Annotated in this window: 20 protein-coding genes; 9 read left to right on the top strand and 11 right to left on the bottom strand. The window is 72.4% G+C overall.

All coding sequences use genetic code 11. The features are described 5' to 3' along the window. Positions 1-113 precede the first annotated feature (113 nt). Genes QYM41_RS05695 through tkt form a run of 3 tightly spaced genes read right to left on the bottom strand, consistent with a single transcriptional unit; the run spans position 114 to position 5,087 of the window. Complete coding sequence (locus tag QYM41_RS05695; protein ID WP_368798783.1) at positions 114-1,730, bottom strand: glucose-6-phosphate isomerase; 1,617 nt, start codon at positions 1,728-1,730, stop codon at positions 114-116. 56 nt (positions 1,731-1,786) lie between these two features. Beyond that, on the bottom strand, positions 1,787-2,893 hold the full coding sequence (gene tal, locus QYM41_RS05690; protein WP_368798782.1) for a transaldolase: 1,107 nt from the start codon (positions 2,891-2,893) through the stop codon (positions 1,787-1,789). A gap of 55 nt (positions 2,894-2,948) precedes the next feature. Next, entirely contained in the window at positions 2,949-5,087 is a 2,139-nt protein-coding gene (gene tkt, locus QYM41_RS05685; protein ID WP_368798781.1) for a transketolase, read from the bottom strand. A gap of 412 nt (positions 5,088-5,499) precedes the next feature. On the opposite strand from tkt, the gene QYM41_RS05680 reads away from it, so the two are divergent. After that, complete coding sequence (locus QYM41_RS05680) at positions 5,500-6,396, top strand: heme o synthase (RefSeq protein ID WP_368798926.1); 897 nt, start codon at positions 5,500-5,502, stop codon at positions 6,394-6,396. Positions 6,397-6,466: 70 nt separating this feature from the next. Then, positions 6,467-7,384: a dihydrodipicolinate synthase family protein gene (locus QYM41_RS05675; protein WP_368798780.1), complete on the top strand. Its 918-nt coding sequence runs from the start codon at positions 6,467-6,469 to the stop codon at positions 7,382-7,384. 126 nt (positions 7,385-7,510) lie between these two features. On the opposite strand, the gene QYM41_RS05670 is transcribed toward QYM41_RS05675, so the two are convergent. From QYM41_RS05670 to QYM41_RS05660, 3 genes are all read right to left on the bottom strand, one after another. Then, a complete protein-coding gene (locus QYM41_RS05670) occupies positions 7,511-8,536 on the bottom strand; it encodes a COX15/CtaA family protein (protein WP_368798779.1) in 1,026 nt (341 codons plus the stop codon). A 125-nt stretch (positions 8,537-8,661) separates the two neighbouring features. After that, entirely contained in the window at positions 8,662-9,450 is a 789-nt protein-coding gene (locus tag QYM41_RS05665) for an ABC transporter permease (protein WP_368798778.1), read from the bottom strand. Then, positions 9,447-10,445: an ABC transporter ATP-binding protein gene (locus QYM41_RS05660; RefSeq protein ID WP_368798777.1), complete on the bottom strand. Its 999-nt coding sequence runs from the start codon at positions 10,443-10,445 to the stop codon at positions 9,447-9,449. The genes QYM41_RS05665 and QYM41_RS05660 overlap by 4 nt, the downstream gene beginning before the upstream one ends. A 235-nt stretch (positions 10,446-10,680) precedes the next feature. On the opposite strand from QYM41_RS05660, the gene QYM41_RS05655 reads away from it, so the two are divergent. The 7 genes from QYM41_RS05655 (at position 10,681) to QYM41_RS05625 (ending at position 17,356) form a co-directional block, all read left to right on the top strand. Further along, positions 10,681-11,466 (top strand): helix-turn-helix transcriptional regulator, encoded by a 786-nt coding sequence (locus QYM41_RS05655; RefSeq protein WP_368798776.1) that lies wholly within the window; start codon positions 10,681-10,683, stop codon positions 11,464-11,466. Then, a complete protein-coding gene (sufB, locus tag QYM41_RS05650; RefSeq protein ID WP_368798775.1) occupies positions 11,459-12,913 on the top strand; it encodes a Fe-S cluster assembly protein SufB in 1,455 nt (484 codons plus the stop codon). Before QYM41_RS05655 ends, sufB begins: the two co-directional genes overlap by 8 nt. A gap of 166 nt (positions 12,914-13,079) precedes the next feature. Beyond that, entirely contained in the window at positions 13,080-14,279 is a 1,200-nt protein-coding gene (gene sufD / locus QYM41_RS05645) for a Fe-S cluster assembly protein SufD (protein ID WP_368798925.1), read from the top strand. Between the two features lie 58 nt (positions 14,280-14,337). After that, the gene (gene sufC, locus QYM41_RS05640; protein WP_368798774.1) at positions 14,338-15,099 is read left to right on the top strand and encodes a Fe-S cluster assembly ATPase SufC; all 762 of its coding nucleotides are present in this window, start codon (positions 14,338-14,340) and stop codon (positions 15,097-15,099) included. Between the two features lie 38 nt (positions 15,100-15,137). After that, positions 15,138-15,494, top strand: coding sequence for a metal-sulfur cluster assembly factor (locus QYM41_RS05635; protein WP_368798773.1), 357 nt, complete (start codon positions 15,138-15,140; stop codon positions 15,492-15,494). A gap of 162 nt (positions 15,495-15,656) precedes the next feature. Continuing rightward, positions 15,657-16,448, top strand: a complete 792-nt coding sequence (locus QYM41_RS05630; protein WP_368798772.1) for a ZIP family metal transporter — start codon at positions 15,657-15,659, stop codon at positions 16,446-16,448. 185 nt (positions 16,449-16,633) lie between these two features. Next, on the top strand, positions 16,634-17,356 hold the full coding sequence (locus tag QYM41_RS05625) for an NYN domain-containing protein (RefSeq protein WP_368798771.1): 723 nt from the start codon (positions 16,634-16,636) through the stop codon (positions 17,354-17,356). A 654-nt stretch (positions 17,357-18,010) separates the two neighbouring features. Here the strand turns inward: QYM41_RS05625 and ypfJ are convergent. Genes ypfJ through QYM41_RS05600 form a run of 5 tightly spaced genes read right to left on the bottom strand, consistent with a single transcriptional unit; the run spans position 18,011 to position 22,414 of the window. Continuing rightward, the gene (ypfJ, locus tag QYM41_RS05620) at positions 18,011-18,919 is read right to left on the bottom strand and encodes a KPN_02809 family neutral zinc metallopeptidase (RefSeq protein WP_368798770.1); all 909 of its coding nucleotides are present in this window, start codon (positions 18,917-18,919) and stop codon (positions 18,011-18,013) included. 42 nt (positions 18,920-18,961) lie between these two features. Next, entirely contained in the window at positions 18,962-19,573 is a 612-nt protein-coding gene (locus QYM41_RS05615) for an energy-coupling factor transporter transmembrane component T family protein (protein WP_368798769.1), read from the bottom strand. Beyond that, the gene (locus tag QYM41_RS05610; RefSeq protein WP_368798768.1) at positions 19,570-20,307 is read right to left on the bottom strand and encodes an energy-coupling factor ABC transporter ATP-binding protein; all 738 of its coding nucleotides are present in this window, start codon (positions 20,305-20,307) and stop codon (positions 19,570-19,572) included. Before QYM41_RS05610 ends, QYM41_RS05615 begins: the two co-directional genes overlap by 4 nt. Positions 20,308-20,310: 3 nt before the next feature. Then, positions 20,311-20,934 (bottom strand): biotin transporter BioY, encoded by a 624-nt coding sequence (locus QYM41_RS05605; RefSeq protein ID WP_368798767.1) that lies wholly within the window; start codon positions 20,932-20,934, stop codon positions 20,311-20,313. Between the two features lie 10 nt (positions 20,935-20,944). Then, positions 20,945-22,414, bottom strand: a complete 1,470-nt coding sequence (locus QYM41_RS05600) for an AI-2E family transporter (RefSeq protein WP_368798766.1) — start codon at positions 22,412-22,414, stop codon at positions 20,945-20,947. Position 22,415 lies beyond the last annotated feature (1 nt).

Here is a 22,415-nt window from a genome sequence, read left to right as displayed (position 1 = left end):
TCTGCGGCGCCGGGGCGCTCACGGGGCCTGCACGCACAACGGTCGGCGCGGGACTCCCGCGCCGACCGTGGCGTGCGTCCATTCTAGGACAGCGGTCGGGTTGCCCCGACCGGTCAGCGGCCGAGGGCGTCGACGGCCTGCTGCAGCCGTGCCACCCCCGCGGCGCGGTCGGTGAGCCGCAGCCGCAGCACCGGGCGGCCGTGGTCGGCGAGGACCTGCGCGTCCCCGTCGGCCTGGGCCGAGATGAGCTCGCCGAAGCTGAACGGGCTGTCCGGGATGTCGAGGTCCGTCCCGGAGGCGGCGGTGATCTGCAGGTACACGCCCTCCGCCGGGCCGCCCTTGTGGTACTGGCCGGTGGAGTGCAGGAACCGGGGACCCCAGCCGAACGTCACGGGCCGGCCGGTGGCCCGGGCGAGCACCGGGCGGATGTCCTCCAGGTCCGCCCACGCGAGGCGGTCGAAGTACGCCTGCACGGAGAGGTACCCGGTCTCCGGCAGCTGCGCGAGCAGCTTGGCCAGGGCGTCCTCGACCGTGCGCGTGCCGTCGAGCAGGTCGTGGGCGCCGCGGATCTCCACGGGCCCGTCCACGACGTCCGCGGCCGTCGGCCGCGGCTTGTCCTCGAGCAGGGCACGGGTCGCGTTCTTCGCCGACTCCACGTCCGGCTGGTCGTAGGGGTTGATGCCCAGCAGCCGCCCGGCCACCGCCGTGGCCACCTCCCACAGCATGAGCTGGGCGCCGAGCGAGCCCGCGACGCGCACCACGTCCCCCTCGGGGGCCTGCTCCTCGTCCACGCCGACGAGCTCCACGACCAGGACGTCGGACGCCCCGGACGAGGCCTCCGGCGCGTCCCCGGCGCCCACGACGACGGGCAGCACGCCCTTGCCCTCCTTGCCGGTGGACTCCGCGATCAGCTGCTCCGCCCAGTCGGCGAAGCCTGTGATCCCGGAGCCCAGGTCCCGGAACACGAGCTTGTTCCGCAGTGGCTGCGTCCCGCCGAGCGCCGCGCCCAGGTGCAGCGCCGGGTTGTCCTCGGCGTCCTCGCGGAGCACCTCACCGGCCTCGTCGGCGTCGTCGAGCAGGGCCCCGACGTCCACCCCGGCGAGCCCGGACGGGACGAGCCCGAACGCCGTGAGCGCGGAGAACCGCCCGCCCACGGTCGGGTCGGCGGTGAAGACGCGGCGGTAGCCGGCCTCCCGCGCGGAGGCCTCCATGGGCGAGCCGGGGTCGGTGACCACCACGATCCGCGAGGCGGCGTCGATGCCCGCGTCCTGGAAGGCCCGGGCGAAGACCCGGCGGGCGGAGTCCGTCTCCACGGTGGAGCCGGACTTGGACGAGACGACGATCGCGGTGCGCTCGAGGCGGTCGGCCAGGGCCGCCCCGACCATCTCCGGGTCCGTGGAGTCCAGCACGAACAGCTCGACGCCCGCGGTCCGGGTGATCACCTCGGGGGCGAGGGAGGACCCTCCCATGCCCGCGAGCACGAAGCGGTCCACCCCCTCGGCGGCGAACTCCTCCCGCAGCGCGGCGATCTCGGCGACGAGCGGCCGAGAGACCTCGGCGGCCTCCACCCAGCCCAGCCGCTTGGCCGACTCGTCCTCGGCCGCGGCGCCCCACAGGGTGGGGTCCTGGGCGAAGAGCTTGGACGCGAACCCGTCGCCCACCAGCGCGGGCACGTGCCGGTCGACGGCCTCGCGGGCCGCGCCGGAGGTCTGGACGGACAGGGAGCTCATGGATTCTCCTTCGGGTGGGGCAGCACGGACGGCACTCGGGTCGGGACGGGACGGGCTCAGCGGGCGTTGTCGAGAGCGGTCTGCACCGTCTCGAGCAGCTCCGTCCAGGAGTCCTCGAACTTGGTGAGGCCCTCCGCCTCGAGCTGGGCGACGACCTCGTCGTAGGAGATCCCCACGCCGGCGATCCTGTCCAGGAGCTCGTTGGACTCCGCGTAGCTGCCGGTGACGGTGTCCCCGGTGATCTCGGCGTGGTCGAACGTGGCCTCGAGGGTCTTCTCCGGCATGGTGTTGACCGTGTTCGGGGCCACGAGCCCGGTCACGTACAGGGTGTCCGGCAGGGACGGGTCCTTCACCCCGGTGGAGGCCCACAGCGGGCGCTGCGGGTTCGCCCCGGCCGAGGCCAGCCGCTCCCAGCGCTCGGTGGCCAGGGAGTCCTCGAAGATCTGGTAGGCGAGCCGGGCGTTGGCCAGCCCGGCCTGGCCCTTCAGGGCCTTCGCCTCCTCGGTGCCGACCGCGTCGAGGCGCTTGTCGATCTCGGCGTCCACGCGGGAGACGAAGAAGGAGGCCACGGAGTGGATGCCGGCCAGGTCCTTGCCGTTCTCCAGGGCCTGCTCCAGGCCCAGCAGGTAGGCGTTGATGACGGCGCGGTAGCGCTCGAGGGAGAAGATCAGCGTCACGTTGACGGAGATCCCCTCGGCGATGGTCGCGGTGATCGAGGGCAGCCCCGCCTCGGTGGCGGGGATCTTGATCAGCGCGTTGGAGCGGTCGATGGTCGCCGACAGCCGCTGGGCCATGGCCGAGGTGGCCTCGGCGTCCTGGGCCAGGCGCGGGTCCACCTCGATGGACACCCGCCCGTCCACGCCCTGGGTGGCCTCGGCGATCGGGGCGAACAGGTCGCAGGCCTCGCGCACGTCGTCGGTGGTGATGGCCAGCACGGCCTCGTCCACGTCGGTCCCGGCGGCGGCGAGCTCCTTGACCTGGTCCTCGTAGGCGTCGTGGGCGGCCAGGGCCGCGGCGAAGATCGTGGGGTTGGTGGTCACCCCGACCACGTTCTTCTCGTCGATGAGCTGCCGCAGCCCGCCGGAGGCCAGGCGTTCGCGGGACAGGTCGTCGAGCCAGATCGAGACGCCGGCGTCGGAGAGCTTCTGGGTGGGAGTGGTCATGTGTCTGTCAGTCCTCGTGCTCGGGGGAGGGTGGTCGGTCGGTGCGCGCCGCTGCTCAGCGGTTCGCCGGGGCGGTGTCCCGCGCGGCGGTGAGGGACTCCTGGGCGGCGGCGGTGACGGCCTCGGCGGTGATGCCGAACTCGCGGTAGAGGGTCTCGTAGTCGGCGGACTCCCCGAAGTGCTCCAGGGACACGGCCCGGCCGTGCTCGCCGAGGAGGTCCCGCCAGGACATGGCGATCCCGGCCTCCACGGTGACGCGGGCCCGCACGGCCGCCGGGATCACGGACTCGCGGTAGGCGGCGTCCTGGGCGTCGAACCACTCCCGGCAGGGCATGGACACCACCCGGGCGGCCACCCCCTGCGCCGCCAGCTGCTCGCGGGCTGCCACGGCCAGGGAGACCTCGGAGCCGGTGCCGATCAGCACCACGTCCGGCTCCTGGCCGTCCGGGGCGTCGGCCAGGACGTAGCCGCCGCGGGCGACCCCCTCGGCGGAGGCGAACTTCTCGCCCTCGGCGTCCGGGTGCAGGTCGGTGCGCGCGAAGGTGGGCACGTTCTGGCGGGTCAGGGCGATGCCGGCCGGGCCGTGCCGGTTCTCCAGCATCGTCCGCCACGCCACGGCGGTCTCGTTGGCGTCGGCCGGGCGGACCACGTCCAGGCCCGGGATCGCGCGCAGGGAGGAGAGCTGCTCCACCGGCTGGTGGGTGGGACCGTCCTCGCCGAGGCCGATGGAGTCGTGGGTCCACACGTAGATCGAGGGGACCTTCATCAGCGCGCCCAGGCGAACGGCCGGGCGCTGGTAGTCGGAGAAGATCAGGAACGTCCCGGAGAACGCCCGGGTCTGCGAGGACATGGTGATGCCGTTGACGATCGCCGCCGCGGCGTGCTCGCGGATCCCGAAGTGCAGCACCCGCCCGTAGGGGTTGCCAGTCCACTTCTCGGTGGAGCGCGCCTCGGGGATGAAGGAGGCCGCGGACTCGATCGTGGTGTTGTTGGACCCGGCCAGATCGGCCGAGCCGCCCCACAGCTCCGGGAAGGTCTCGGCGATCGCGTTGATCACCTTCCCCGACGCGGCCCGGGTGGCCACGTCCTTGCCGGCCTCGAAGACGGGGAACGCCTCGGCGTAGTTCTCGGGCAGCTCCTCGGCGCGGATCCGGTCGTAGAGGCCCGCCCGCTCCGGGTTGGCCTCCCGCCAGGCGGCGAAGTCCTGCTCCCACTGCTCGCGGACACTCTTCATGCGCTCGGCGATGCCGCGGGTGTGGGCGATCACCTCGTCCTCGACCTGGAAGGACTGCTCGGGGTCGAAGCCGAGGATCTCCTTGGTCGCGGCGACCTCCTCGGCCCCGAGCTTGGAGCCGTGGATGCCCCCGGTGTTCTGCTTTCCCGGCGCGGGGTAGCCGATGATCGTGCGCAGCGCGATCATCGAGGGCTTGGTGGTCTCGGCCTTGGCCGCGCGGATCGCGCCGTAGAGCTCTTCGACGTCCTCGACGTAGTCCCCGGTCTTCGTCCAGTCCACCCGGTTCACGTGCCAGCCGTAGGCCTCGTAGCGGGCCAGGACGTCCTCGGTGAAGGCCACGTCGGTGTCGTCCTCGATGGAGATGTGGTTCTGGTCGTAGATCACCACGAGGTTGCCCAGCTCCTGCACTCCGGCCAGCGAGGACGCCTCGGAGGTCACCCCCTCCTGGAGGTCGCCGTCGGAGGCGATCACGTAGACCATGTGGTCGAAGACCGATTCGCCGGCGGGCGCGTCGGGGTCGAACAGGCCGCGGGTGTAGCGCTGGGCGTAGGCGAAGCCCACGGCCGAGGCCAGGCCCTGGCCCAGCGGGCCGGTGGTGATCTCCACCCCGGTGGTGTGCCGGTACTCCGGGTGCCCCGGGGTCTTCGAGCCCCAGGTCCGCAGGCTCTTGATGTCCTCGAGCTCCATGCCGTAGCCGGAGAGGAACAACTGGAGGTACAGCGTCAGGGAGGTGTGCCCGGGGGAGAGGATGAACCGGTCCCGGCCCGTCCACCGGTCATCACGCGGGTCGTGGCGCATCACCTTCTGGAACAGCAGATACGCGGCCGGGGCCAGGGACATCGCCGTGCCCGGGTGGCCGTTGCCCACCTTCTCCACCGCGTCCGCGGCCAGCACCCGCACCGTGTCCACGGCACGCCGGTCCTGCTCGGTCCAGGTCAGCTTCTGATCGAGTTCGGTCACCAAGGTTCGGGGCCCTTTCTGCTGGGGACCGCTGCGGTGCGCAGCGGGAGCCGGTTGCCGGCGGGAGCTTTGGGTCCAGCTTAGGTCACGCAGATTTCGGCCGTGTGACCGGAGGCACCGGTGCGGGGCCCCCGGGACGTCATGGCCGTCATGTCCGCCGCAGGGACGGGCGTCGCCACGCGCTATGCTGTATAGGACCTTCTTCCGCGCCCGCGGGCTGCCGCGCCGAGCACCTCCCCGTGCCGGCGGTGCACCGTCTCCGGGCCGTCCTCGCGCACGGAGCCGGGGGAACACCACCGCAACCGGGAGCAATGATTCTGTGAACTCACTCGAGACGTCGGGACCCGCAGGACGAGCCGTCCTCGGCACCGGGCCCACGGGTGTCGCGGGGGAGCCCCGTCCGGCGGGGCGGATGACGGCCTCCCGGAAGCTGCGCGCCTACGTGGCCCTGATGAAGCCGCGCATCATCGAGCTGCTGCTCGTGGCCACCGTGCCGACCATGATCTTCGCCCAGCAGGGCATGCCGGACCTGTGGCTCGTCCTCAGCACCCTGGTGGGCGGCACGCTCGCGGCCGGGGCGGCCGGGGCGTTCAACTGCTACATCGACCGGGAGGAGGACCGGGTGATGAAGCGCACGGCCAAGCGCCCGCTCGTCACCGGGGAGGTCACCGACCGCGAGGCCCTCGTCTTCGCCTGGCTGCTCACGGCCGTGTCGGTCGCCTGGCTCACGCTCGGGGTCAACGTGCTCGCCGGCGTCCTGGGCGCGGCGGCGATCTTCCTCTACGCGGTCTTCTACTCGATCGTCCTCAAGCGCCGCACCGCCCAGAACATCGTCTGGGGCGGGGTCGCCGGGTGCATGCCGGTGCTCATCGGGTGGGCCGCGGTCACCGGAGGGCTCGACTGGCCCGCGCTCGTGCTCTTCCTGTTCATCTTCCTGTGGACCCCGCCGCACTACTGGCCGCTGTCCATGAAGTACGCCGACGACTACTCCCGGGCCGGGGTCCCCATGCTGGGTGCCGTCGCCGGGGCCCGGACCGTGGGCAGCCAGGTGGTCCTCTACGCGTGGGCCACGGTGGTGTGCTCGCTGCTGCTCGTCCCCGTGGGCGGGGCCGGATGGGTCTACGCGGTGACCGCCCTCGCCGCGGGAGCCTGGTTCGTGGGCCACAGCCACAAGCTGCACGCCCTGGCCGTGGCCGGCCGGCCCACGGACAAGCAGGCCATGTACGTCTTCCACGGCTCCATCGCCTACATCACCTTCGTGTTCCTCGCCCTCGCCCTGGACCCGTTCGTGGGCGGCCCCGTCCTGTGAGCCGTCCGGGTCCCCCCGGGACCCGGGTGAGCGGACCGGCCGCGGGAGCCGCCGGACCTAGGATGGTCGCATGCTCAGCATGACCTTCACCGGGCTCGTCGCCTACCCCGTCACCCCCTTCCGGCAGGGCGGACACCTGGATCTGGAGTCCCTCGAGCGCTATGTGGGCCGGCTGGTCCGGACGGGCGTGGACGCCGTGGTGGTCCTGGGCAGCTCGGGGAGCTTCGCCTACCTCTCCGGGGAGGAGCGCGCGGAGGTCGTGGGCGTCGCCGTGGAGGCCGCCCGCGGGTCCGGGGTGCCGGTGGGCGCGGGGATCTCCGCGATGACCACCCGGGAGGTCCTGGAGATGGCCTACGCCGCCGAGAACGGCGGCGCGGACGGGCTCGTGCTCAACCCGCTGTCCTACATCCCGCTGGTCTCCCAGGAGATCGCGGACCAGGTGGAGACGGTCTCGGCGGCCGTGTCCCTGCCCCTGTGCATCTACAACAACCCGACGACGACCGGCTTCACCTACCCCGTGGAGCTCGCCGCCGAGCTGTCCTGGCTGGAGAACGTCAACGCGTTCAAGGACACCGCCGACTCCCCCGAGGACCTCGCGGCCCGGCGGCGGCGCTTCGCCGAGCTGGCGGAGCCCGGCACGGCCCACGGCGTGAGCGGGGAGCGGCTGCTCCACGAGGCGGCCCCGGACGCGGCCGCCTGGCACTCCGGGATCGCCGCGGTCCTCCCGCGCCAGTACGCGGCCTTCCGGGACGCTGTCGCCGCCGGGGACGAGCACCAGGTGCGCACGTGGCAGGCCGCCCTGACGCCGCTGCTGGAGATCCTGCGCCAGGAACGGCCCCTGAGCTCACTCTACGCCCTGGCCGAGGTGTGCGGCGTCAGCACGGCGCCGCCGCGCCGGCCGCTGCTGCCGATCCCCTCGGCCAGCCGGCAGCGTCTGGCCCAGGCCGTCGAGGAGCTGCTCGACGAGGCGCCCGACGAGCGGGCCTGACCCGCCGGTCCCGAACAACCGGGCCGGACGGGCCGGTCCGGCGGACCCGTCCTGGGCGAGCCCGGACGACCGGTCCCGGACCGGAGCGCCCGCACGAGCGTCCCCGCGGAGCCTCGACCGCGGGCCTCAGCGACGGGCCGTCGCCTGCGCGGAGGGGGTGCTGTCGGCGTCGCGCAGCACCGGGTCCGGGGTGCGGGTGACCGCGAAGCCCTTCTCCACGGTGCGGGCGGTGGCCCAGATCAGGACGGCGGAGCCCACCAGGTGCAGCGCCACGGCCACGATCGGCACACCGTTGAAGTACTGGTAGTAGCCGATGAGCGCCTGCAGGACCAGGGCGGCCAGCAGCGCGTGGAGGCCGGCGGCCAGCGGGACGGGCCAGCGGTGCCGGCGGGCGAGCACCAGGCCGAGGACCACGGCCCCGACGATCAGGTACACGGGGACCGCGTGGGCGCGGGTGATGAGGTAGGCGTCGAAGGCGTGCCGGGCCGTGGAGTCGTCGCCGGCGTGGGGCCCGGTGCCCGTGACCAGGGTGCCCAGGTAGAGGATCAGGGCGGTGAGCACCGCAAGGCTGAGCATCAGCGCCCGGATCAGCCGCCGCTGCCCGTAGGCCTGGCCGGGCCGTTCGGCGTCCCGCACGGCCGGCAGGGACCGCCGCCGCGTCCGGTTGACCAGCACGGTGGCCAGGGCGATCATCGCCCCGGAGATGAGGTAGTGGATCCCCACGATCCACGGGTTGAGCCCGGTGAGCACGGTGATCCCGCCGACCACGGCCTGCAGCGGGATGCCGAGGCCCAGCAGCAGCGCGATCCGGAAGAGGTCGGGGTGCCGGCGGCGCAGCCGCAGCACCGCCAGGAACGTCAGGACCGCGACGGCGGCGAGCAGGAACGTCAGCAGCCGGTTGCCGAACTCGATGAGCCCGTGCACGCCCATCTCCGGGGTGTTCGTCCAGGACTCGTCCGTGCACCGGGGCCAGGTGGGGCAGCCCAGGCCGGACCCGGTCAGCCGGACGAGCCCGCCGGTGAGGATGAGCACGGAGTTGGCCAGCAGGGACGCGACTGCGAGCCACCGCACCCACCGGGTGATCGTCGTGGGCAGCAGGACGCTGCCGCGCTCGCGGGAGTCGACGTCGCTGGGCTCGCTGGCGCGGTTCATGAATTCACTTCCGGACGGGGTCGGTGCGGTGGGATCTCCGGGCCCAGTTTATCCGGGCCCGCGGACTCCGGCTCCCGCGGACTCCGGCTCCCGCGGTCCGGGCGGACCGCCGCCCCGGCGGCGGCTCAGCTCCAGCGGAACCAGCGCAGCGCCCCCGCCCAGGCCGCCGCGGCCCAGACCGCGAGCACGAGCACCGGGAGCAGGGTGGGCGTGCCGGTGAGGAACGTCTCGCGCAGGGCGGTGCCCAGCGCACCGGAGGGGAGCAGGTCCACGGCCGGGGCGAGCCCCGCGGGCAGCGTCCGGGCGGGGAAGAGGGTGCCGCCGACGGCGGCGAGCAGCACCCACACGAGGTTGGTCACGGCGAGGGTGGCCTCGGCGCGCACCGTCCCGGCGAGCAGCAGCCCCAGCCCGGTGAACGCCGCGGCCCCGAGGAGCAGGACCGGCACGGAGAGCAGCACCGCGGCGGCGTCCGGGCGCCAGCCGAGGGCCACGCCGAGCGCGGCGACCAGCGCGTACTGCACCACGAGCACGGCGACGATGGCCAGCAGCTTGCCGGCGATCAGCCCGCCGCGGCCCAGGGGAGTGGTGGAGAGGAAGCGCAGCACCCCGTAGCGGCGGTCGAAGCCCGTCTGGATGCCCTGGCCCGAGAAGGCGTTCGAGAGCACGCACAGCGCCAGCACACCGGGCACGGCCACGTCCACCCGGGCGGCCCCCGTCGGCACGGCGGCGTCCAGCAGGTCGGTGAGGGTCAGGGCCACGAGGGCCATGAGCGGCAGGATGAGCAGCAGCAGCAGCTGCTCCCCGTTGCGCAGCACCGCGCGCGTCTCGAAGCGGGCTTGGGCGGCCACCCGGCGGGCCAGGGTCGCGGGGGCCGGGTGCCGGTGCGGGGCGGTCGGCGGGGCGGGTGCGGTCATCGGATCTCCCGTCCGGAGATGTCGAGGAAGACGTCCTCGAGGGTGCGCGGTTGGAGGGACAGGGACTCGGGCAGCGTGCCGGTGACGGTGAACCACCGGCTCACGGTCTCGAGCAGGCCGGGGGTGAGGGCCCCGGTGAGGGTCACGGTGCGGTCCGCGCGGCTCACGCGGACGTCCTCGAACCCGGGGCCGTCCCACGGGAAGGGCCCCGCGCCCAGATGCCCGGGGGCCAGGGTCAGCACGAGCACGGCGGGCGCGTCGGCACCGGGGGCCACCAGCTCCGCGACCGAGCCCTGGGCCATGACCCGGCCGTGGTCCACGATGTAGACCTGGTCGGCGAGGCGCTGGGCGTCGTCGAGCAGATGCGTGGTGAGGATGATGCACACCCCCTCCCGGCGCAGCTGCTGGACGAGGTCGAAGACGATGTTGCGGGACTGCGGGTCCATCCCGGCCGAGGGCTCGTCCAGGAACAGGACGTCCGGGTCCCCGGCCAGGGCGGCCGCCAGGGCCACGCGCTGGCGCTGACCGCCGGAGAGCCGGCGGACCACGGTGCGGTCGAAGCCGCCGATGCCGAGGCGCTCCACCAGCTCGTCCATGTCCCGGGGGCTGCGGTAGAGGGACGCCACGTGCCGCAGCAGCTCGAGCGGCCGCACGGCCTGGGGGAGCCCGCCGTCCTGGAGCATCACGCCCACCCGGGCACGCAGGGCCGGCCCGGCCCGCCAGGGATCCTGCCCGAGCAGCCGGACCGTGCCCCCGGAGGGCCGCTGCAGGCCCTGGGCGCACTCGAGGGTGGTCGTCTTGCCGGCCCCGTTGGGTCCCAGCAGGGCGGTGATCTCGCCGTGCCGCGCGGTCAGGGACAGCCCATCGACGGCGTGCACCGTCCCGGGGCCCGGGTCCCCGGCGCCGCGGCGGGAGCGGCGGCGGACGGGGAACTCCTTCACGAGGCGCTCGATCGAGAGTGCGGGTGAGGACGCGGGGGGACTCTGGGCGGGCACCGGACCAGTGTAGTGCGGCGCGCCCGCCGGCCCGGACCCCTTGGCCCCACCACCGCCAGGGGTTATTATGAGTAAGTCGTGATTTTGCGACGAGGGGTCCGGTAAGGCTCTGCTTACTGGTCAGCCCGGAATGAATTACGACATACTCCGGTTGTGTATTGAGAGCGACCTGCTGGCCGCGCGCTGCACCACGAGGACCTCCACCACTGCCGATCAGGAAGCGAACGGTTCACCCATGACTCAGACCACGGACTCCCGGAGCGCGTCCCGCCCCGGCCCGCGGGTGGAGCAGGAGGAGAACACCCGATCGCGCGTGCTCGGCGCCGTCCTGGAGCACGGCCCGGTCTCCGCGGCCGACCTCGGCGAGATGCTCGAGCTGACCCCCGCCGCCGTGCGCCGCCACCTCGACGCCCTCGAGCAGCAGCACTTCATCGAGGTCACCATGGTGCGCCGCCGCAGCGGGGGCGCCGGCCGGCCCGCCCGCCGCTACGTGGTGGCCCCCGAGGGCCACGCGAAGCTCGGCGACGACTACCTCGAGATCGCCACCGACGCCCTCGAGACCATCCGGCGCATCGCCGGCCCGGAGGCCGTCCGCTCCTTCGTCCAGGACCGCGTGGACCGCCTCGAGGCCTCCTACCGTCCCGAGGTCGAGGCCGCCGGGGACGACGTCGCCGACCGGCTGCCCGTCCTGGTGCGGCTGCTCAGCCGCGACGGGTTCGCGACCTCCACCAACGAGGTGGCCGTCGGCCGCGGGGAGTCCCGCACCATCGTCTCCGCGCAGCTGTGCCAGGGGCACTGCCCCGTGCGCGAGCTGGCGGCCCGGTACCCGCAGTTCTGCGAGCTGGAGACCGAGCTCATCGCCCGGCTGCTCGGCACCGACGTCCGCCGGCTGTCCACCCAGGCCGCCGGCGCCCACGTGTGCACCACGCACGTTCCCCTCGCGCGGCCGGGACCGGCGCCCGCGGACCGGACCACAGGCCACAGCACAGACCAGACAACAGAGGAAGGCCGTCATGACTGACCAGATCGCCAGCGGCAACGACACTGTCATCGCCGACATCCTGGAGAAGAACCCCGAGCTCGAGGGCATCGGCACCTACGAGTACGGCTGGGCGGACTCCGACGTCGCCGGCGCCTCCGCGCGCCGTGGCGTCGACGAGGACGTCGTCCGGGACATCTCCGCGAAGAAGAACGAGCCGCAGTGGATGACCGACCTGCGGCTCAAGGGACTGAAGTTCTTCGACCGCAAGCCCATGCCCACCTGGGGCGCGGACCTGTCCGGCATCGACTTCGACAACATCAAGTACTTCGTGCGCTCCACCGAGAAGCAGGCCCAGACCTGGGAGGACCTGCCCGAGGACATCCGCAACACCTACGAGAAGCTGGGCATCCCCGAGGCCGAGCGCGGACGGCTCGTGGCCGGCGTCGCCGCCCAGTACGAGTCCGAGGTCGTCTACCACCAGATCCGCGAGGACCTGGAGGAGCAGGGCGTCATCTTCCTCGACACCGACACCGCGCTCAAGGAGCACCCGGAGATCTTCGCCGAGTACTTCGGCACCGTCATCCCCGTGGGCGACAACAAGTTCGCGTCCCTGAACACGGCCGTGTGGTCCGGCGGGTCGTTCGTCTACGTCCCCAAGGGCGTGCACGTGGAGATCCCGCTGCAGGCCTACTTCCGCATCAACACGGAGAACATGGGCCAGTTCGAGCGGACGCTCATCATCGCGGACGAGGACTCCTACGTCCACTACATCGAGGGCTGCACCGCGCCGATCTACAAGACCGACTCGCTGCACTCCGCGGTCGTGGAGATCATCGTCAAGAAGAACGCCCGGGTGCGCTACACGACCATCCAGAACTGGTCGAACAACGTGTACAACCTCGTGACCAAGCGCGCGATCGCCCACGAGGGCGCCACCATGGAGTGGATCGACGGCAACATCGGCTCGAAGGTCACCCAGAAGTACCCGGCGGTCTACATGACCGGCGAGCACGCCCGCGGCGAGACCCTCTCCATCGCCTTCGCCGGCGAGGGACAGCACCAGGACACCGGGTCCAAGATGGTGCACATCGCGCCGAACACGTCGTCGTCGATCGTCTCGAAGTCCGTGGCCCGCAACGGCGGCCGCGCCGCCTACCGCGGGCTCGTGCAGGTCCGCGAGGGCGCGAAGGGTTCGCGCTCCAACGTGGTCTGCGACGCGCTGCTCGTCGACACCGTCTCGCGCTCCGACACCTACCCGTACGTCGACATCCGCGAGGACGACGTCACCATGGGCCACGAGGCGACCGTCTCGCGCGTCTCCGAGGAGCAGCTGTTCTACCTCATGCAGCGCGGGATGGCCGAGGACGAGGCCATGGCGATGATCGTGCGCGGGTTCGTGGAGCCGATCGCCCGCGAGCTGCCCATGGAGTACGCGCTCGAACTCAACCGCCTCATCGAACTGCAGATGGAAGGATCCGTTGGCTGACATGACCAAGCTGAACGACACGATTCGCAACGCCACGGAGGCCGCCGCCTCCGCGGCCACCGCCGTGGCCGACAAGGCCGTCGGCGCGGCCAAGGACGTCTACGACAACCTGGGCGAGAAGGTCGACGGGGTCCCCACCGGCAACGACCGGGTCGCCATCCCGGGCATGGACGTGGAGGGCGAGACGCTCTCCGCCGAGCACTCCGAGAACGAGACGCTCGTGCGGCACACCGCCCACGGCGACATCTCCGGCGTGCCCGACTCCTCCCGGGCCGGACGGCGCACGTCCTTCGACGTCGCCGACTTCCCCAAGCTCACGGGCAAGGAGGAGGACTTCCGGTTCACCCCGCTCAAGCGCCTCAAGGGGTTGCACGCCGACGCCCTCACCGGGCCGGCGCCCGCGGTGACCGTCGACTCGGACGCCGTGCGCGTCGAGACCGTGGGCCGCGACGACGCCCGCGTGGGCAGCGCCGGCATCCCCGAGGACCGGCTCTCCGCCAACGCCTGGAGCAGCGTCACCGAGGCCACCGTGCTCACCGTGCCGCAGGAGACCGAGGTGGCCGAGCCGGTCGTCGTGGACATCCACGGCACCGACTCCACCCCGGCGGCCCAGCACCTGGTGATCGACGCCCAGCCCTTCGCCAAGGCCCTCGTGGTCCTGCGCCACCACGGCACCGCCGTGCTGTCGCAGAACGTCGAGTTCCGGGTCGCCGACTCGGCGAACCTGACCGTCGTGACCCTCCAGGAGTGGGACGACGACGCCGTGCACGCCTCCTCCCAGCAGGCGCGCCTCGGGAGGTCGGCCACGTTCAAGCACGTGCTCGTCTCCCTCGGCGGCGACCTGGTGCGGGTCACCCCGTCCACCCGGTTCGACGCCCCGGGCGGCTCCGTGGAGCTCTACGGGCTGACCTTCGTGGACGCCGGGCAGCACCTGGAGTCCCGGCTGTTCGTGGACCACTCCCAGCCGCACTGCACCTCGCGGGTGACCTACAAGTCCGCACTGCAGGGCGAGAACGCGCACGGCGTGTGGGTCGGCGACGTCCTGATCCGCGCCACCGCCGAGGGCACCGACACCTACGAGCTCAACCGGAACCTCATCCTCAACGACGGCCCGCGGATGGACTCCGTGCCGAACCTGGAGATCGAGACCGGCCTCATCGCGGGCGCCGGCCACGCCTCCACCACGGGCCAGCTGGACGACGAGCACCTGTACTACCTCATGTCCCGGGGCATCCCCGAGGACGAGGCGCGCCGGCTCGTGGTCCGCGGGTTCCTCTTCGAGATCATCCAGCAGATCGGTGTCCCGGACATCGAGGAGCGGCTGCGCGGGGCCGTCCAGGACGAGCTCGCCTCCGCGAACTACTGAGCCCCTCCCGCACCCTCCCTTCACGACCCAGACTCTTTCGACCACAGGAGAACCTTCCATGGCAACTCTCGAGATCAAGGACCTGCACGCGTCCGTCGTGCTCGACGACGAGACCACCAAGCCCATCCTCAAGGGCGTGAACCTGACCATCCGCTCCGGTGAGGTGCACGCCATCATGGGCCCCAACGGCTCCGGCAAGTCCACGCTGGCCTCCACGATCGCCGGCCACCCCAAGTACGTCGTCGACTCCGGCGAGGTCCTCCTGGACGGGGAGAACGTCCTGGAGATGTCCGTGGACGAGCGCGCCCGCGCCGGGCTCTTCCTGGCCATGCAGTACCCGGTGGAGATCCCCGGCGTGACGACCTCCAACTTCCTGCGCACGGCCAAGACCGCGATCGACGGGGAGGCCCCCTCCCTGCGCACGTGGACCAAGGACGTCAAGGCGGCCATGGAGCAGCTGAAGATCAGCCCCGACATGATCCAGCGCAACGTCAACGAGGGCTTTTCCGGCGGCGAGAAGAAGCGCCACGAGATCCTCCAGCTCGAGCTGCTCAAGCCGAGGATCGCCCTCCTGGACGAGACCGACTCCGGCCTCGACGTGGACGCGCTCAAGGTGGTCTCCGAGGGCGTCAACCGCGCGCTCGAGACCAACGACATGGGCGTCATGCTCATCACCCACTACACCCGCATCCTGCGCTACATCAAGCCGCAGTTCGTGCACGTGTTCCACGACGGCCGCGTGGTGGACGAGGGCGGTCCCGAGCTCGCCGAGCGGCTCGAGAACGAGGGCTACGACCGCTACCTGGCCCCGGCCCAGTAAGCGGACCCGACCCCACCAGCCCCGAAAGGAGGCCAGCGATGGCCGACACCCCTGCTGAGACCACCGCCGATCCCGCCGCCGCGGGCCGGCCCTCCACCGAGGAGGTCGAGGAGGCGCTCAAGAACGTCATCGACCCCGAGCTCGGCGTGAACATCGTGGACCTGGGCCTGCTCTACGGCTCCAAGTGGGCCGAGGACGGCGCCCTGGTGCTCGACATGACCCTGACCACGGCCGCGTGCCCGCTGCAGGACGTCATCGAGGAGCAGTGCGCGCAGAACCTCGATCCCATGGTGGACGAGTGGCGCGTGAACTGGGTCTGGATGCCGCCGTGGGGTCCGGACCGGATCACCGAGGACGGCCGCGATCAGATGCGGGCCCTGGGCTTCAACATCTGACCGGTTCATCCCCGTACGACGGCGGCCCGGCCACCTCTTCCGGAGGTGGCCGGGCCGCCGTCGTCGTGCGCGGTCCCGGCGCCACGCCCGCGGCCCGACGTCTTCATCAGTAACCTTCCGTTGTGCGGGTGCGCACCGCCCGCGGGCTCCTACACTGCCGTCATGGGCCAGACCCTGCTCTTCGCGATCGTCGCCTCGAGCGCCCTCGTCATCGGGGCGCTGATCGGCGTGCGCTTCGAGCTCCCCAAGCGGGTGCTCGCCGTCCTGCTGTCCTTCGCCGCCGGCGCCCTCATCACCGCACTGGCCTTCGAGCTGTTCGAGGACGCCTACGAGCGCGGGGGGCTGCCGCTGGCGGTGGTCGGGCTGTTCGCGGGCGCCGTGGTCTTCACGGCTCTGAGCGCCCTCCTGGACCGCTGGGCGCAGCCCGGGCCCCGGGCCCAGGAGGCGGAGAAGCAGGAGGGCAGCGCCAAGCTGGACACCGATGCCGCCGCCGAGGAGAAGGCGCCCACCGCGGCCTCCGCCGGTGGTGCCGCCGGCCTGGCCCTGCTGGCCGCCGTCACCCTCGACGGCGTGCCCGAGAACGTGGCGCTGGGCGTCGCGCTCACCGAGGGCACGGGAGGGCTGGCGCTGCTCGCGGCGATCTTCGTGTCCAACCTGCCGGAGTCGCTGGTCGGCGCCGCGTCGATGCGCGAGCAGGGCATGGCCCGCGGCAGGGCCGTGCTGCTCTGGACCGTCTGCGGCGTGCTGCTGGTGCTGGCCGTGCTGCTCGGCGCCGGCCCCCTGGCCGGCAGCGACCCCGAGACGATCTCCCTGCCGCTGGCCTTCGCCGCCGGCGCCGTGATCGCCTCCCTCGCCGACACGCTGATGCCCGAGGCCTACGAGCACGGCGGCCCGGCCGTGGCGCTGAGCACCGCGTCCGGCTTCGCGCTGTCCTTCGCCCTGTCCCTGGCCTGAGCTGCACCCACGGGTGCAGCGCGCGCCGCAACAGCACGCGCCGGATCACCCTGCACCGGAACACCCCGCACCGAGGCAGCCCGCACCGGAACACCCCGGGATCGGGCACCCCTTCCCGGCCCCCGGGGACGGCCTCCCGCGCGTTCCGTGAAGCGCCCGGCTCGAGTCCGTGGCAGAGTCGAGGCGTGAACACCGACGAAAAGCGCATCGCCCTGCTCATCGACGCCGACAATGCACCGGCGGCCAAGATCGACGTGGTCCTCGCCGAGGTGGCCCGGCACGGCGCCGCGAACGTGCGGCGGGCCTACGGCAACTGGAAGAGCCCGCACCTGCAGTCCTGGGAGGCGGTGCTGCACGCGTACGCGATCCGCCCGATCCAGCAGTTCGCCTACAGCACCGGGAAGAACGCCTCGGACATGGCAATGGTGATCGACGCCATGGACCTGCTCTACGCCGGATCGGTCGACGGGTTCGCGATCGTCTCCAGCGACGCGGACTTCACGCCCCTGGTCATGCGGATCCTCACGGACGGGCACAAGGTCTACGGCTTCGGGCAGCGGCAGACCCCCGAACCGTTCATCAATGCCTGCTCGCAGTTCACCTACGTGGAGAGTCTGGGGGAGCCCGCCGAGGAGAAGCCTGGTGAGGCGCCGGCGGCCACGCCGCAGCAGGCGCTGCGCGGGGACGCCCGCCTGGTGCGGATGCTGCGCAGCGCCGTGGACGCCGCCAGCGGCGACGACGGCTGGGCCCACCTCGGGGCGGTGGGGCAGCAGATCGGCAACCAGGCCTCCTTCGACTCCCGCAACTACGGCTACCGCAAGCTCAGCGACCTCATCGAGGCCACGGGCCTCTTCGACGTCCGACGCCAGAACCCGGGCGTCCAGGTGCGGGACAGCCGCCGCCGCTGACCCTCGGCGTTGCACCCACCTCGGCAACCCCGCTAGTCCTCAAGACACCGTCTTCGAGTTAACGCCACATGCGGTGTGTGGTCGGCGCCACAGGCGTGTCCGTTTTGCTATAGTGATCGGCAAGTGGACCCTTCAGGTTCCTTGGTGGCCGATCGCTGTCAGGCGTGAACCGCGTACCGGGCAGGATATGAGCCCGCCGAGTACGGCAAGTCGAGGAATCGTCATGTCGGAATGCTCGAAGGTGCACTACGCCAGCCGTCGGACGGCTGTGGTTGCGATGAAGGCAATAGCCCGCAGGTATGCAGCTCGCGGCCGCAAGGGCCCAAAGGGCGCGTACTTCTGCAGTACGTGCCGGTTCTGGCATCTCACGTCCAAGGCGGGAGTACGGACTCCTCCACGGGAGAGGCCACAAGCCCGTCGTTAATCGCGGCATGTCCGTGCCACAGGCCTCGGGAACCCGGGGTGGGCGCACCGCCATCACTCCGACCGCCGCCAAGTCCCCCCTGCATTCGCAAGTCCCCCGGGTCGATCGGGGGGAGATGCGAGATGCTGGGGGACTCGGCGCAGGACAGCGGTCCGGGTGGGGGTCTCGGCGCAGGACAGCGGTCCGGGTGGGGGACTCGGCGTGACGGGAAGGACGGCGCCGTGGGCGGGTCAGAGGGCCGGCGGGGCGTCCAGGTCGCGGGCGCTGAAGGTGTCGCAGGCGTCGATGTCGCCGCTCCGGTAGCCGGCGTAGAACCAGAGCTGCCGCTGGGCGGAGGCGCCGTGGGTGAAGTTCTCGGGGCTGACCCGGCCCTGGGTGGTCTCCTGGATCCGGTCGTCGCCGATGGCCGAGGCGGCGTCGAGGGCCTGGTCGAGCTCCTGCTGGGAGATGTCCCCCAGGTCCACGGCCCCGGAGGTGTCCCCGGCCGCGCCGCCGGCCCACAGCCCGGCCAGGCAGTCGGCCTGCAGCTCGACGCGCACGGCCCCGGACTCCGGGCCCTGCGGGTCCTGCTGGGCGTAGCCGAGCGTGCCGATCTGGTTCTGGATGTGGTGGCCGAACTCGTGGGCGAGCACGTACTCCTCGGCGAGCGGGCCGCCCTCGGCGCCGAACTGGTCCTGGAGCTCGTCGAAGAAGCCGACGTCGAGGTAGGCGGTCTCGTCGGCCGGGCAGTAGAACGGGCCCACGGCCGAGGACGCGGCACCGCAGCCGGTGTTGACCTGGCCCTCGAACAGCTCCACACCGGGCAGCACGTACTGCTCCCCGGTGGCCCGCGGCAGGTAGTCCTCCCAGAACTGGTCGAGGCTCTGGGCGGTGGCGATCATCCGGCAGTCGGTGTACTGGTTGGCGTCCGCGCCCGTCCGGCACCGCTCCGCCCGCTCCTGCTCCACCGCGGTCTGCGACCCGGTGTCCTGCCCGCCGCCGCCGGTGATCGCATCGATCCCGTCCTGGCCGAAGAGCAGGCCCACGACGAGCAGCAGCAGCCCGCCGCCCAGTCCGCCGCCCACGGCGATCCCGCGTCCGCGCCCGCCGCCGCTGCCGACGCGCGAGGCGTCCAGCTGGGAACTGTCCTCGAAGCTCATGGCTGCAGTGTAAGCCGTCCGATCGTGGTCCCGGTGCGGCGATCAGTCGAAGCCGCGGGCGGCGAGGGCCTCGCCGGTGCGCTCGGCGTAGGCGACCGTGGCGATCACCGCCGGGGTGACGAGCCGCACGGGGTCCGGGCGCAGGCCGCGGGCCCGCACGGCGTCCCGGAGCTCACCCACGGCCCCCACGATGAACGGGATCGAGCGCAGCATCAGGGAGACCGCCAGGCCGATGCGCTCCGGGTCCGCCCCGATCAGCCGCACCGGCGAGCACAGCCGGACCACCCCGTCCAGCAGCTCGGCCAGCGGCGTGGTGTGCAGCAGGACCCGGGTGAGCACGAGGAAGACGAGAACGGTCAGCACCACGTCGGCGGCCTGTGCCGGCCCCGACGTGAGCACGTGGTAGCCGGCCAGCAGGACGAGCACGGGCAGGGCGGGCGCGAGCCCCTGCCACCACGCCCGGGCGCCGACGCCCGCCGCGGAGCCCGCGACCAGCAGGGAGGCGGTCAGCGCGGCCGGCACCGGCCACGCGGGGGAGAGCACCACGGCCAAGGTCACGGCGAGAATGCCGAGGCCCTTGGCCCACAGCGGGACGCGGTGCAGAAGACTCGTGCCGGGGGAGTAGCTGCCGAAGAGCTCGGGGCCCCGGCTCACGGCCGGACCTCCTCGGGGAAGCCGTGGGCGCACCACTGCTCGTAGGCGGGGACGACCTGTTCCGGTGGCCCGTCCGCGACGAGCGCTCCCTCGTGCAGGACCAGGACGCGGGGCGCGGTGGCGGCCAGGCCGAGGTCGTGGGTGGCGATGACCAGCTGGTGCGGCAGCGTGTCGAGCAGCCCCAGGAGCCGCCCCCGGTTGCGCAGGTCGAGCAGGGTGGTGGGCTCGTCCAGCACGAGCACCGAGGGCTCCACCGCCAGGACCGCCGCGAAGGCCGCCAGCTGGCGCTCCCCGCCGGAGAGGTCGTAGATGCTGTGCTCGGCCCGGTGCCCGATGCCCACCTGGTCGAGCAGCTCGAGCGCCGCCCGTCGTCGTCGTTCCCGGGGCACGCCCGTCCCCCGCAGGGACAGCTCGACGTCCTCCACCGGGGTCGGCATCACCAGCTGGGACAGCGGGTCGGTGAAGACGAAGCCCACGTGCCGCCGGGCCGCGCGCACGTCCCGGGCCACGTCCGTGCCGTGCACGGTGACCGTGCCCGAGGAGGGGCGGGCGAGGCCGTTGAACAGCCGCAGCAGCGTGGACTTGCCGGACCCGTTGAGACCGACCACGGCCACCCGCCGCTCGACCAGGCGCACGTCGAGGTCCCGCAGCAGGGTCAGCTCACCGGCGGCGGTGGGCGCGGTGACGGTGACGCGGGAGCACACCAGGTCCGCGGCCGCGGTGGTGTCGGGCACGGGTCAGCGCGTGCCCGCGATCCGGGGGAACGCCTTGTGCACGCCCACGGCGATGACCGCGGCGAGCACCACCTTGATCAGGTCGCCGGGCCAGAACACGAGGTCGGCGAGGAACGCGTCCTGGAAGGGCAGGCGTGCGTTGGCCATCAGCCCGAGGACGCCGCCGATCCGGATCACCACGAAGCCGGCCAGGCCGGCGGCCACCAGCCGCAGCGTGTAGGTGCCGGTGCGCTCGAAGCGGGCGTTGGTGGCGCCGCCGTCGTTGGCGCGCCGGGCCGGGATCAGCCACTGGGCCACGTATCCGGCCGCGGCCGCGGCGAACGGGAAGGCCAGGACGTAGCCGGCCGTGGGGCCGGCGAGCACGCCGAGCCCGCCCCGGAAGCCGGCGAAGACCGGCACGCCGATCAGGCCGACCAGCACGTAGAGCGCCACCGCCAGCAGCCCCCGCGTCCCGCCGAGCACCAGGCCGGTCAGGAACACGGCGAGGGTCTGCAGGGTCAAGGGCACCCCCGCGGCGCCCAGGGGGATCCCGGGGAGCACGGACAGGGCGGCGGTGAGGGCCGCGAACACGGCGATGTTCGCGAGGTCCTCGGCGGTGACGGTGCGGCGGCGTTCGGCGTTGGTCATGGGTCCCAGACTAGGGCTTGCGGGCGCCGGCGGCGGAACCCGTGCCCGGCCCGTCCACGGGCTGGTCCCCGTCTCCGGCCTGTCCCTCGTCCTGAGGGTCGTCGTCCTGCCGGGCGGCGTCGCGCTCCGTGGACCCGAAGCGGCCGCCCAGGACCTGCTGGTAACGCATCCGCTGGTACTTCCACCGTTCCGCCATCGTGGCCTTGGACTCCACACGGTCCTGGGGGTTCACCGGGTCCGGGCCCAGCACGGGGTCGTGGCCCACCTGGTAGCGGTTGGACCACACCTGGATGACGGCCCACGCCACGGCGGTGTAGGGCACGGCCAGGATGGCGCCGAAGATGCCCCCGACCAGGGTGCCGACGGTCAGGGCGAGCAGCACCATGAGCGCGTGCAGGCTGAGCGTGCGGCCCATGATGATCGGCTGCAGGACGTTGCCCTCGATCTGGTTCACCACGATGATCCACGCGACCACGGCCAGGGCGATGAGCGGGCCGTTGGTCACGAGGGCCACCAGGGCCGCGACGACGCCCGCAATGGTGGCGCCGATCACCGGGATGAAGGCCGTCACGAACACCAGCACGGCCAGCGGGACGGCGAGCGGCACGCCGAAGACCAGCAGGAATGCGCCGATCAGCACGGCGTCCACGAGGGCGACGAACGCGGTCCCCCGGACGTAGCCGCCGAGCACCTGCGCGCCACGGTCCACCGACTCCGCGAGCTTGGCCCGGCGTTCCCCGCGGAACCAGCGCAGCGCGAAGTTCCACATCTTCTCGCCGTCCTTGAGGAAGAAGAAGAGGATGACGATCATCAGGACGAGCCCGGTGACGAAGGAGGCGGCCGCGGAGAGCCCGCTCAGGGCGCTTCCGGCGAAGCTGCCGCTCGTGACGAAGTCGGTGGCCCGGCGCAGCGCGGCGTCGATGCTGGCCGTGTCCACGGGCAGGGGAGTGGACTCCAGCAGGCGGCGCAGCTCGTTCCAGCCCTCCGAGGCCTGTGACGTCAGGGTGCCCCACTGGCTGCGGACCGTGAGCACGATGCCCGTGATCACGCCGCCGAGCAGCAGCAGGATGCCCAGGAACGCCGTCAGCGTGGCGAGCAGGTTCGACCAGCCCTTGCGCTCGAGCCACTTCACGACCGGTCCCACGGCGGAGGCCAGGATCAGGGCGACCATCGCGGCGATGACCACGACCTTGATCCGCAGCAGGATCCAGACGAGCCCCACCACCACCGCGGCGACGAGCAGGGTCTGGGCGGCCCGGGAGCCGGCCCGGCCGAGCGAGTCCGCCCACGGTCCCACGGCGGGCGCGAGCGCCTGCGTCGTCTCCTCGAAGCCGGCGGGCTCGACCCCGGGACCGGTGGCGGGGATGGTGCTGGTGCCGGGGTCGGCCGTGCCGCCGAGGACGCCCTCGGCGTGCAGAGGAGCGGCGGACGAGCCGCCGGTCGACGAGCGGTGCTTCTCGGGGCGTGCGGGATCTCCCATG

The organism is Kocuria oxytropis (assembly GCF_040981195.1).
Classification (GTDB): Bacteria; Actinomycetota; Actinomycetes; order Actinomycetales; family Micrococcaceae; genus Kocuria; species Kocuria oxytropis.
Note: the sequence above shows the minus strand (reverse complement) of the source record. Positions and strands in the feature narration are given on the sequence as shown.